Here is an 11,886-nt window from a genome sequence, read left to right as displayed (position 1 = left end):
AATGACACCTTTACTTTTACCGTCTTTTTCGATACGCATTGCTGTTTCCGGAACCCAATTGTCATTTGCAATTTTAAACCAAAATCTTTTTCCATCCCATGCGCACGCTAAATAAACATGACCACTGTCAAGAGGAATCTTTCCTACTACTTCCGCAAACTCATTTGGCTCTTTATATACCCAAGATTGGCGTTGCATACATTGCAGCCAACCTAAGTTATTGGTTAGCCAATCAGACGGTAACGAGATATTCTGACGTGTATCTACATCTGTAGGATCAGTTCCTCCATTAAAATCCACATATTGTTTAACAATTTCAGCGTAGAAAAAATTCCCACCATTTTTATATCGATAGCCACCATTATATGCCACAGCGATAGGGTGACTATATCGAACCATAGCGCCAGTGTTATTTCCAAGAGATGGTGCAACAACAGTTTTAGAATACTGTTCTGCCACCTGTAGTGAATGCTGTTTACTGTTAGAAGCTAACCAACGGATGTAAGCACGTCCAAAATTATATGCTTGAACAATAGCACTTAAATCATTAATACCGTACTTCTTTGCATCTGCAAAAGCTCCTTTTAAATGCATTACTCCGTAATAAATTGACTCCTTAGGGTTGTCAATTGAATTCATAGGCCTTCCTTGTGATTCGCTTGACTGCATAATATCGGGGGTCTTTTCGGAATCCCCATCACTTTCCACCATAATAATTCCAAGCACATAAGGCACTAACTCAGGTACAGCTTGTGCAGTACATTCATTTTCTACCATTGTCTGCCATCGTAGAACCTGTTGCGGCAGATTAACTGTTTTAGTTGAAGCAACTAATTTATTCATTACTAAACATCTCCTTACTTTCCCTATTATTTTCTGTCTAAAAAACCTACTACATTTACTAAGTACATCTAACTGCTAAATGCTCATTATTCTGTAAAATCAATTCATAATACTTTCTTTCATAAGAAAAAGAGCAACCATAAAATAGTTGCCCTTTCGTCAAAACCTTATATTACTACTATAAATCATTTTTTCAATGGTTTCTGTACACCACATGTAACCTACATAAAGGTAACATTAAAATTCATCTAGAAACTTGACAATCTTTCTTATTTCAGCATGCTTACGTCGGATATAGCCTGTACTATAATGCAAATCAAAAGCTATTTGTTCTAAAGTCATTCCGTCCACATATTTCATTTTTAGTATTCGATTTTCTAATCCTGTAAACCTACTAATCAAATACTTTAAATCATACATAGCATTCATCTTATGAGCTAATTCATATTCAATTGCTTCAAGATGTTCTTCTACTTTCGCACCGTCCGATTCAGCAGTTAAACGCACATCCCGTAAATCACCACTAATCCATCGTTTTAATTCAACTTTTGTTTTATCTAAGTTGTAGTCCAAATAAGCAATGTCTTCTTCTAATTTCTGATAGTCTTTCATCCAGTCAAACAAATGATGATTCACCTACTTTCTTCTATTTGCATTCTGTTTTTGTTCAATACCACGAACTTTTGTAACCATATTCACCATTAATTGAGCCTTCGCTATGCCAACGGACCCATACTTTATTATTGAGCGTATCTTTAATGTTTTTTCAACTTGTGTAATTTGTGGCCTATCCTCCATCTCACAAACAACTCAATACCCGATTGAGACTTTTGTAAAACCTTTACCTATTTGTAAATCCATTTTCTTTTCTCCTTCTTAATCTAACGCTTCAATTTCTTCTAAAGATCTATTAGAAATCTCTACACTACGAATTCGAAAATCATAATGTTTACGATATTTCTCACGTATTAAGAGCCGTACTTCTTTTTCATTTTCAACTTTACAAAACTCCAATTTAAAACCGTAATTTGTTCAGTCATGGCTATTACCTTCTAGGGATAATGTAATTGTTATTTGCTAATTTAAGATTGCTCCAATTACTGCGTTCATCCATAAATGGCTACTAACCTTTCGTTTTAAGAATGTAATTACTGTTATTAATTCTGCTGTAGAGAATACACTAAATTCTCCTAATCATTCTTGGTGGAATCTACCGCCACGTTTTTCTATTTTCATAGAAATGTCATTCTCTTTTACAAACTGTTCGGCTGCAGTTAAATTGAATTGCTGTACTTTATTTCTTCCAAACAGCTCAATCAGCTTTTTCATAACATCCTGCATTACATAAAAATCTACAACTTTTACACTTTTATCTATTTCATCACAACATTTTTGACAAAGTGTTTTTTCGCATCCTTCAATATACATGGAACGCATTTCGAAACTTTCTATTTTATCTCCGCAAATGTCACACCAATCTCCTACCTTAAATAGATCAAACATGTAAACATCTCCTAGGATTTATATTTTTGCAATACAGCTTCTAATCTTTTACGCTCTTCATCTATATTTGAATGAGTATTTTGTTGATGCTGTTCTCTTGAATCTTCATTTTCTTGTTGATGTAGCCATTCTGGTACCACTTCATTTCGTTGTGTGTATCCTGTACCAGATTTCTTTCTATTCTTACTAAGCTCAAACTGTGTATCTAATGCAGCAACATCATTTAATGTTTTTACTTTTTGCTTTTCCCAGTTACTAAGAATGGAACGTATATATCTCCACTTTGGTGCATTTTCATCGAGAGCTTTGTTTACTGCATGTACAATTAGTTCGCTTCCTAAAGTGTTACAAAACTCTCCTAATTCTGTAATCGCAATTTCGCTTAAAGGGATTCCTTTTCCTAGCAAAAAGTTGTAACTTATTTTAAATTCTTCATCAATTAATTTTTGAGTTGTGATGTCATTATCAACATGATGATGATTAGTATTTTGTATATCAGTACTTAGTTCTTTAGTACTTTGTATATTAGTATTTAGTAGCTGGCGATTTTCCACCGGTGGTTTTTCAGCCGGTGGAAAATCATCCACTGGCTTTTCCACTGGTTGGTTTTCATCCACTGGGATTTCGTAAATAACAGTCTCCCATCTAATGATTTTGTTTTTTTCATTCCTTATAGGGAATCGTTTAACATATCCATGTTCTTTTAATTCCTGCATCCCAGCTCTCAAACTGTTAATACCATCTTTCGCATGGCTAGCTAATTCTTCTCTATAAAACACCCAATCATCTGGAAGAGTAAGAATATATGCCAAAATACCTTTTGCTTTCCAAGAAAGCCTTTCATCTTTTAAACTGGTATTATTTATGACAGAATAATTATTATCCTTTTTAACTCGAAAAATCCCCATAATATCTACCTCTCACGTTTTCAAACCTTTAATTACTTGCTATAATAAATGCAGTTCTATTTATTTTAGGAACCCATTGCCGTGGGTTTCTTTTTATTCATTTAACACGTACTCAATGATATGGTCCGGTATATCGACCTCACGCATTCTATTTGCTACCATTTCTACACGGTCACGCTCTTCCTTTTTGAAGAACAGCTTTGCTAGTTGCTCATTACATTCTTTAGCTTTTTCTCCCCATTCCTCATACTCTTTACAAGCTTGATAGAATTCTTTTGTTTTACCTTCTGTATTTTTCTGCCTAGCAATGCAAGTTAACAAGAATTGATTCTTTATGTAGTTCTCCTTCTTGTTACGCAATGATTTTGCTAACTCTACATCTTCTGATAAAACTAAGCTTTCAATTTCCATTAGATTCACCTTCCTTTTTTTAATCAGAGCGTTTAAACATATAAATCTGTTCTCAATTAAACGACGTTGCTTTTTATTTGGTAACGTATAATGAGCTAGTAATCTAAGATAATCAGATACTTTTACATTGTTGTAATCGATTATTAACATAATTAATCCATCCTTTCTTCTGCCCACTCTATTAAAAACGCTTGAACCTGTTTTGCTGGAAAATACCATTTCTTACCCACTTTAAATTTTGGGAACCGCGGATCAAAGAAGAACTGATCTTGAATTGTATTCCACGACATACATACACGCTTTTTAAGTTCTTTGGTATCCCAAAACGTTAATTCAGCATCATATTCTTTAACCTTCTTTTGAATTTCTTCCACACATAATTCCTTCACAACACCCTCGTCTATTTGAACATTTAACATAATCGTTTCCCCCCGAGTTTCAAACTATTGGTCTCCAGCCATTTATAAAGTTCAAAGCTTCCTCAAAATCCTTCTTCAAAATGTCACGATAACTATTAACATTGAATGCATCTTTCAAATTACGCCCCAATAATCTGAATAGCTTGCGAGTAGAATCATGTATTTCTCTATCTACATGCTCGTTTTCCCATAAGAAGTAGATTCTTTTGGCTTTACTCTTCTCCAGAATACGTTGCTGACCGTAATCAATAGTTAATTGCGTTTCAATTTTTTCTTCTAAGGATGTAACTCTGTTGTTTAAATCCAGTGTCCCTGTTGCTAGCAGTTTAATTTGACTGTAAGTGTTTCCTAGCATTTCTTGCTCCCCTTGTATTTGCCTTTTCATTTTTTCAAATTGCATAACATATGTAGCAGTAAAAAGTATTCCCTTTTCACCGGTTAATTTATTTGCTACCAAGTCACAACCCTTACGAGTTAAGAGATACTTTTTGTAAGCTTTGTTATTACCCTCAGTGGTATAATTGTCCTCTACAAAAAAATTCTGAGAACGCATTTTTGCGTTTTCTAAAATTTTTATATAATTTTCAATACTTCTTAATAAATCCGTGTGACGTTTACCTATCATATTTGCAACTTCTCTACTATCAACTAACAATTTTCCACCCTGATTTATAACTCTTAATGAAAACTTCTCTTCCACTACAGCTAGTTGGTCGTACATTTCGACTCCTCCCCACTATATTTAACTTGTATTTCCGTCATTTTTGCCAATAAATTAAGGTCTAACTCCAAAACAGAAGCTAACCTTATAAAAGTTTTCAAACTAGGAGTATACCTGTCATTTTCAATATCAGAAAGGTAATTCCTAGATATAGAAGCTGATTTTGATACTTCAATTTGTCGCAACTTTTTATTTTGACGACTTTTTTTGACTATCATCCCCAGTGTTTCATGCTGTTCCATCAGTTAATCACCGCCTTACAAAACTTATTGTAAGGTATTTCCGTCATATTGTAAATAGATTTTCTATTGTTTTTCCGTCATTTTTGCATTAAACTTTTCACAAAGGTCGATAATACCGACATTTCAGGAGGGAAACATGCCTTATGAGCATATCAATAAACATAAAAAAATATAGGAAAGAAAAGAAAATGACACAAAAAGCCTTAGCAGAAAAAGCTAATATTTCACGCTCGTATTTAGGTGATCTTGAAAGTGGAAGATACAATCCTAGTTTAGACACATTAAGAACAATCGCTTCCGCTTTAGATATTGATATTAATTTATTACTTACTGAAGATGGAGCTACTCAAACAAGTAACCTTACTTCAAAAGATGAAAAAGACATAGCAAAGAGAATGGAAGAAATAAAAAGAGATCTTCAAGGTGAAGATGGTTTAATGTTCTCTGGCGAACCTATGAGTCCGGAAGCTGTAGAATCGTTATTGGACGCAATGGAATACATCGTGAAACAAACTAAAGTAATCAATAAAAAATACGTTCCTAAGAAATATCGTAATACTAACGATAACTGATGCGGGCTTAGGAGGGAAAATATTGAAATTCGTCATAAGAGATCTAGTCAAACAACTTTGCAAAAAATACAACACGAATAACCCCTATGAGCTTGCAGATTACTTAAAGATTAATATACTAAACTGGGATCTACACGAGGAAATAAACGGATTTTACAAATATGAAAAAAGAAATCGTTTTATTGTTATTAATAATAATTTATCTCCATCCATGCAAAGAACGGTTTGTGCTCATGAATTAGGACATGCAATCCTACACACTCATGCAAACACACCTTTTCTGCGTAAGAACACATTTTTTTCTGTTGATAAATTAGAGATAGAAGCAAATACTTTTGCTGCGCTTTTGTTAATTGATGATACAACCATTAATCTGGGAGATACAAAAGCATGTATAGCATATAAAAATAATATCCCAGTGGAACTCTTAGAGTTTTATAAATTTTATTGAAGGAGAGGAAATAAAATGGCTAGTTTTCAAAAAGTAAGTAACGGCTGACAATATCGTATTAAATTCAAAGACCCTTATACTCAAGAGTTTAAAGAAAAAACTAAACGTGGATTCAAAACAAAAAAAGAAGCCCAAATCGCTGCGGCTGAAGAAGAAAAAAATATTGAATGGTTTAGAAGTTGAAAGCACCCCTACATCATTAAAGTATTACCTTCGTGACTAGTTAAAATTATTTAAAGAAAATACAGTTAGAAAAAACACTTTTATTCTACATGAGCGTAATATTGAAAAACATTTAATTCCTTATTTCAAGAACATCAACTTAAAAGAGATTAAACCTATGATGTATCAAAATTTCATCAATCACTTGACTGATAAAGGATATAGTAAACGTACAATAGAAATTATCCATGGTACAATGCATAACGCTATGAAAAAAGCTGTTAGTTTAAAAAAAATTGAATACAACCCTTGTGAAGACATAGTAATTTCTAATAAAAACAATAAAGAAAAAGAAGGTCTCAAGTATATGCGAACTGAAGACATCCCTCTTTTTCTAAAAAATGCTTATCAATATAACTATATCTATTATATTTTTTTCAAAACTCTAATCAATACAGGCATGCGAAAAGGTGAAGCTGCAGCATTACAATGGAGTGATATTGATTTCAAAGAACAAACCATCAATATCACTAAAACCTTAGATTTTTCAGTTAAACAAGGTGAAAATCTTTTCGGAGATACCAAAACATTCACTTCTAGACGTACTATTATGATGCCTAAGCCACTAACTAACGATTTACTTAATCACAAGAAATGGAAAAACGAAAACAAACTTGTTTTACAAGAAGCATATGAACATGAGTTAAACTTAGTATTTACTAGAGTAGACGGTAGATTTTTACCAAAATCAACTTTATTCAATGCGTTTTCGTGAATCCTTAAGAAAGCAGACTTGCCAAAATTAGAAATTCATTCACTTCGACATACACATGCAGTTCTTCTATTAGAATCTGGTGCAAGTATGAAATACTTTCAAGAACGATTAGGACACAAAAATATAGAAATTACCTCGAATATTTATTCACATATTAGCGACAAAATTAATAAAGTTTCCATCGCTGAATTTGAAGCATATATGAATGATATCTTAGGATAAAAAAATTTTTTCGATTTTTTGTGGCTCTTTTTCTGCTCATACCCTCAGCGTTGATTTACCCACAAAAAGAAAAAAGCCCCGATACCAGTAGTATCAAGGCCTCCCACTCTTAGTAAAGAGTCATATATTGATCGCGTTCCCATTGGTGAACTTGCGTACGGAACATATCCCACTCAATTTCTTTCGCTTCGATAAAGTGCTCAAGTAAGTGTTCTCCTAACGCACCGCAAATGATTTCGCTTGATTTTAGTTCATTTAATGCTTGTGCTAATGTAGCTGGCAAATCAATAATGCCTGCTTTTTCGCGTTCTTCTGGAGTCATTACATAAATGTTGCGATCTACCGCAGGTGGTACCGCTAGTTTATTTTTAATCCCATCAAGACCTGCTGCTAGTAATACAGCCATTGCTAAATATGGGTTTGCAGCTGGGTCTACGCTACGTACTTCTACACGCGTACTTACACCGCGAGATGCAGGGATACGGATTAACGGGCTACGGTTTTGTGCAGACCACGCTACGTAACAAGGTGCTTCATATCCAGGTACTAAACGTTTATAAGAGTTTACAGTTGGATTTGTTACAGCTGTAAAGCTTGGTGCATGTTTCAAAATACCTGCGATGAAGTGGCGAGCATCGTCACTTAATTGTAAATCACCATTTTGATCGTAGAATACGTTCTCACCATTTTTGAATAGTGATAAGTTACAGTGCATACCAGAACCGTTTACACCAAATAGTGGTTTTGGCATAAATGTTGCGTGTAAACCGTGTTTACGCGCGATTGTTTTTACAACAAGTTTAAACGTTTGAATATCGTCGCATGCCTTAATTGCACTTGCATATTTAAAGTCAATTTCATGTTGTCCTGGTGCAACTTCATGGTGAGATGCTTCAATTTCAAAGCCCATTTCTTCAAGTTCAAGAACGATATCACGACGGCAGTTTTCCCCTAAATCCATCGGAGCAAGGTCGAAATATCCGCCATTATCATTTAATTCTAATGTTGGATTTCCTTTTTCATCAACTTTAAATAAGAAAAACTCCGGCTCTGGCCCAAGATTGAAATCAGTGAAGCCTAGTTCTTCCATTTCTTTTAACATGCGTTTTAAGTTGTTACGTGGATCACCTTCAAACGGTGTACCATCTGCATTATAAATATCACAAATTAATCTCGCTACTTTCCCTTTTTCAGCAGTCCACGGGAAGACTACCCATGTATCTAAGTCTGGATATAAGTACATGTCAGATTCTTCAATGCGAACAAATCCTTCAATAGAAGATCCGTCAAACATCATTTTGTTATCTAGAGCTTTTGTTAACTGACTAACTGGAATTTCTACGTTTTTAATACTTCCTAAAAGATCCGTAAATTGCAGACGGATATACTTTACATTCTCTTCTTTCGCTAAACGGAAAATATCTTCTTTTGTGTACTTTGCCATGTTCAATTCCTCCTTAGTCCCTCTAAACATTCTCAAAATTATCAATCATTAATGAAAAAACCTTGAAATATCACCTTGTCGTAAAGACGTTCGATTAAATCTGCCTGTATGTTGCAGTTCATCTCGAAGAATTTTACGAAGCTCAGATTTCGAAATTTCCTTCACTTCTTCTCTTACTTGTTTCGCCTCTGATTGATTTTCCTTCATTAGTAGTACTTGCTTAATACCAGCCATGTTTAAACCTTGATCTAACAAATCTTTAATCTCTAACAATTTATCTACATCGTTAAATGAAAATAATCTACGATTTCCTTTTGTACGGGTTGGGGAAATCAATTTATGTTCTTCATAGTAACGAATTTGACGTGCAGATAATTGTGTTAAATCCATAACTATACTTATTGGAAACAGCGGAGCAGAACGTCGATCATTTTGCGTCACTTCAGTTCCCCCTTCGCCTTAACTTGATCTCATTTTATACCATGTTATGTATCATGTCAACAGATGTCAGCTTTTCTTACATGGTTTTTTGAAAAATTTTTTCACTCTTATTAAAATGGCTCAATTCATTACTTATATACAAAAAAGCCGCCAAAATTGGCAGCTTTTATTTAAGAAATTACTAATAGTTTTTTCTCAATAAGCGTATCAATAGCAGAACAAATCGCAATCTTCACATGCGAATATGTTAAGCCCCCCTGTACATAAGCAACATAAGGCGGACGAATTGGACCATCTGCTGATAATTCAATACTCGCACCTTGAATAAATGTACCTGCAGCCATAATCACATCGTCTTCATACCCCGGCATGTAATTTGGATATGGTGTAAAATGCGAATTAATCGGTGATGCATATTGAATCGCTTGGCAAAATGCAATCATACGTTCTTTATCATCAAATTGAACAGATTGTATTAAATCTGTTCGCGGCGCATCCCAAGTTGGCGATGTATTCATACCAAGCCTTTCTAAAAAGGCCGCTGTAAAAATCGCACCTTTTAGTGCTTGACCAGCAACATGTGGCGCTAAGAAAAACCCTTGATACATCTCTTGTAAACTATATAAAGATGCACCAGCTTCTGCTCCAATGCCTGGGGACGTTAAACGATATGCACACGCTTCTACATATTGCCCTTTCCCAACAATATAGCCGCCCGTTTTCACAATGCCGCCACCCGGATTTTTAATAAGTGAACCTGCCATTAAATCTGCACCGACATGACACGGTTCTAGCTCTTCTACAAATTCTCCATAGCAGTTGTCTACAAACACAACAACATCCGGTTTAATTTCTTTTACAAATGCAATCATTTCTTTAATTTCGGCAATTGTAAATGACGGGCGAGTTGCATAGCCCTTTGAACGTTGAATCCCAATCATTTTTGTATTTTCACGAATTGCCGCTTGCACTGCAGCAAAATCAACACATCCCTCTTCTGTTAAAGCAACTGCCTGGTAACCGATATTATACTCTTTAAATGAGCCAACGCCTTTTCCGCGAACACCAACAATTTCTTCTAACGTATCATATGGCTTCCCAGTTATATATAACAATTCATCACCAGGGCGTAAAATTCCAAACAACGCTGTAGAGATTGCGTGAGTTCCAGAAATAATTTGCGGACGTACGAGACCTGCTTCTGCCCCAAATACATCAGCATACACTTTTTCTAACGTATCACGGCCGATATCATCATAGCCATATCCTGTTGTTGGAATAAAATGCGCGTCACTAATTTTATGATTACGAAAACTTTCTAACACACGAAATTGATTACTTTCAATTACTCCATCAATATATTTATGTATTCCCGCAATTTGCATTTCTACTTCTTTTACAATTGGGGCAATCTTTTCCCCATTCTTCAATCGATTAAACATCTTCTTTCTCTTCTCCTTTTCTCGTTGAATATTTATGGATTTGTCCGTTTAGCGGAGAATGAGCAAAAATATACCCTGTACATTCATATGCTTGCTTCTCTTCTCGAAACGTCATTGCTTTTAATACTGTTTCTGTTTTTAAAAGCGTCAACAATCTGCCTTCATGCACCGGAATCATTAATTCATACGAATCCATTCGCTTCATCATTTCTATTTCTACAACTTCTTTTAATTTTTCTAAATCCACCGCTTGAAAAGCACTTGTCATAATAAAATCATTCTTCGGGAACGGAATGAAGTTTGGATGTAACTTATCTTTTTTATTGTACACAGTAATAATTGGAATGTGATCAAATTCAAGATCTTGCAATAATTTTTTCACCGTCTCTTCATGCCCAATATAATTTGGATCAGCTGAATCGATAACATGCAAAATAACGTCCGCTTCATTTACTTCTTCTAACGTGGAACGAAATGCTGCAACTAACGATGTCGGTAAATCTTGAATAAACCCAACTGTATCTGTTAATAACACTGTATATCCACATGACAACTGCATTTTACGTGTCGTCGGATCAAGAGTTGCAAACAGTAAGTCTTCCTCAAATGTATCAGCCGCTGTTAATCTGTTAAACAGCGTAGATTTTCCAGCATTCGTGTATCCAACTAAAGAAACTTGAAAAACCTGATTTTCCTTACGTCGTTCACGGTATCTTTTTCGATGCTCTACTACACCAAAGAGTTGCCGTTTAATTTCATCAATGCGAGAACGAATATGACGACGATCCGTTTCTAACTTCGTTTCCCCCGGACCTCTTGTTCCAATACCACCGCCAAGACGAGATAACGCTTGCCCTTGTCCTACAAGACGCGGCAACGCATATTGTAGCTGTGCAAGTTCCACTTGCAATTTCCCTTCTCTCGACTTCGCGCGCTGAGCAAAAATATCTAATATCAGTTGTGTACGATCAATAACTCTCGCATCTAACTGTGCTGATAAATTTCGAATTTGGCTCGGTGTTAATTCATTATTAAAAATGATAACATCTGGTTCTAGTTCTTCTGCAAGCAAAGTAAGTTCTTCTAACTTCCCCTTCCCGATATACGTTGCTGGATGGAACTTAGAACGCTTTTGCACCGCCATAACTAACACTTCTGCTTGTGCTGTTTTTGCTAATGAAGCTAGCTCTTCCATTGAATGTTCAAAACGTTCGTCATCATCTTGGGGTAATTGACAGCCAACTAGTATCACTTTTTCTTTTTTTTCTAACAAATATCTTCACTCATCCTTTTCGAAAATTAAACCTTCTAATATAATAGCAGAGTAAAA

The 11,886-nt window shown here is 34.9% G+C and carries 14 protein-coding genes and 1 pseudogene; 3 read left to right on the top strand and 12 right to left on the bottom strand.

What is annotated here, in order from left to right; genetic code table 11:
* The 8 genes from WAZ07_RS16210 to WAZ07_RS16175 all read right to left on the bottom strand — a co-directional run.
* On the bottom strand, positions 1 to 843 hold an 843-nt coding region (locus WAZ07_RS16210), incomplete at its 3' end, for a lysozyme family protein (RefSeq protein ID WP_336473280.1).
* A 237-nt stretch (positions 844 to 1,080) separates the two neighbouring features.
* Positions 1,081 to 1,467, bottom strand: a complete 387-nt coding sequence (locus WAZ07_RS16205) for a hypothetical protein (RefSeq protein ID WP_336473284.1) — start codon at positions 1,465 to 1,467, stop codon at positions 1,081 to 1,083.
* Between the two features lie 570 nt (positions 1,468 to 2,037).
* The gene (locus WAZ07_RS16200; protein WP_336473279.1) at positions 2,038 to 2,346 is read right to left on the bottom strand and encodes a hypothetical protein; all 309 of its coding nucleotides are present in this window, start codon (positions 2,344 to 2,346) and stop codon (positions 2,038 to 2,040) included.
* A gap of 11 nt (positions 2,347 to 2,357) precedes the next feature.
* Entirely contained in the window at positions 2,358 to 3,254 is an 897-nt protein-coding gene (locus WAZ07_RS16195; protein WP_336473278.1) for a DnaD domain-containing protein, read from the bottom strand.
* Positions 3,255 to 3,347: 93 nt separating this feature from the next.
* Positions 3,348 to 3,665: a hypothetical protein gene (locus WAZ07_RS16190; RefSeq protein WP_336473277.1), complete on the bottom strand. Its 318-nt coding sequence runs from the start codon at positions 3,663 to 3,665 to the stop codon at positions 3,348 to 3,350.
* Positions 3,666 to 3,817: 152 nt separating this feature from the next.
* Positions 3,818 to 4,084 (bottom strand): group-specific protein, encoded by a 267-nt coding sequence (locus tag WAZ07_RS16185; protein WP_336473276.1) that lies wholly within the window; start codon positions 4,082 to 4,084, stop codon positions 3,818 to 3,820.
* Between the two features lie 19 nt (positions 4,085 to 4,103).
* Positions 4,104 to 4,805 (bottom strand): Rha family transcriptional regulator, encoded by a 702-nt coding sequence (locus tag WAZ07_RS16180; RefSeq protein ID WP_336473275.1) that lies wholly within the window; start codon positions 4,803 to 4,805, stop codon positions 4,104 to 4,106.
* Entirely contained in the window at positions 4,790 to 5,047 is a 258-nt protein-coding gene (locus WAZ07_RS16175; protein ID WP_336473274.1) for a helix-turn-helix domain-containing protein, read from the bottom strand. Before WAZ07_RS16175 ends, WAZ07_RS16180 begins: the two co-directional genes overlap by 16 nt.
* A gap of 143 nt (positions 5,048 to 5,190) precedes the next feature.
* Between WAZ07_RS16175 and WAZ07_RS16170 the strand changes: the two genes are divergently transcribed.
* The 3 genes and pseudogenes from WAZ07_RS16170 (at position 5,191) to WAZ07_RS16160 (ending at position 7,229) form a co-directional block, all read left to right on the top strand.
* Entirely contained in the window at positions 5,191 to 5,619 is a 429-nt protein-coding gene (locus WAZ07_RS16170; protein WP_336473273.1) for a helix-turn-helix domain-containing protein, read from the top strand.
* Between the two features lie 22 nt (positions 5,620 to 5,641).
* Complete coding sequence (locus WAZ07_RS16165) at positions 5,642 to 6,070, top strand: ImmA/IrrE family metallo-endopeptidase (RefSeq protein ID WP_336473272.1); 429 nt, start codon at positions 5,642 to 5,644, stop codon at positions 6,068 to 6,070.
* Between the two features lie 57 nt (positions 6,071 to 6,127).
* A pseudogene (locus WAZ07_RS16160) lies at positions 6,128 to 7,229 on the top strand (tyrosine-type recombinase/integrase).
* A gap of 109 nt (positions 7,230 to 7,338) precedes the next feature.
* On the opposite strand, the gene glnA reads toward WAZ07_RS16160, so the two are convergent.
* The 4 genes from glnA to hflX all read right to left on the bottom strand — a co-directional run bounded on the left by glnA (position 7,339) and on the right by hflX (position 11,829).
* Positions 7,339 to 8,673, bottom strand: a complete 1,335-nt coding sequence (gene glnA / locus WAZ07_RS16155; RefSeq protein WP_090912947.1) for a type I glutamate--ammonia ligase — start codon at positions 8,671 to 8,673, stop codon at positions 7,339 to 7,341.
* 48 nt (positions 8,674 to 8,721) lie between these two features.
* Positions 8,722 to 9,063 carry a MerR family transcriptional regulator gene (locus WAZ07_RS16150; protein ID WP_090913681.1) on the bottom strand — a complete coding sequence of 114 codons (342 nt, stop codon included), beginning with the start codon at positions 9,061 to 9,063 and terminating at the stop codon, positions 8,722 to 8,724.
* A gap of 221 nt (positions 9,064 to 9,284) precedes the next feature.
* Complete coding sequence (locus WAZ07_RS16145; protein ID WP_336473271.1) at positions 9,285 to 10,556, bottom strand: methionine gamma-lyase family protein; 1,272 nt, start codon at positions 10,554 to 10,556, stop codon at positions 9,285 to 9,287.
* On the bottom strand, positions 10,549 to 11,829 hold the full coding sequence (gene hflX, locus WAZ07_RS16140; protein WP_336473270.1) for a GTPase HflX: 1,281 nt from the start codon (positions 11,827 to 11,829) through the stop codon (positions 10,549 to 10,551). Before hflX ends, WAZ07_RS16145 begins: the two co-directional genes overlap by 8 nt.
* Positions 11,830 to 11,886 lie beyond the last annotated feature (57 nt).

The sequence above is a fragment of the Bacillus bruguierae genome (assembly GCF_037104725.1).
GTDB lineage: Bacteria > Bacillota > Bacilli > Bacillales > Bacillaceae_G > Bacillus_A > Bacillus_A bruguierae.
This window is presented reverse-complemented; position numbering and strand designations above follow the sequence as displayed.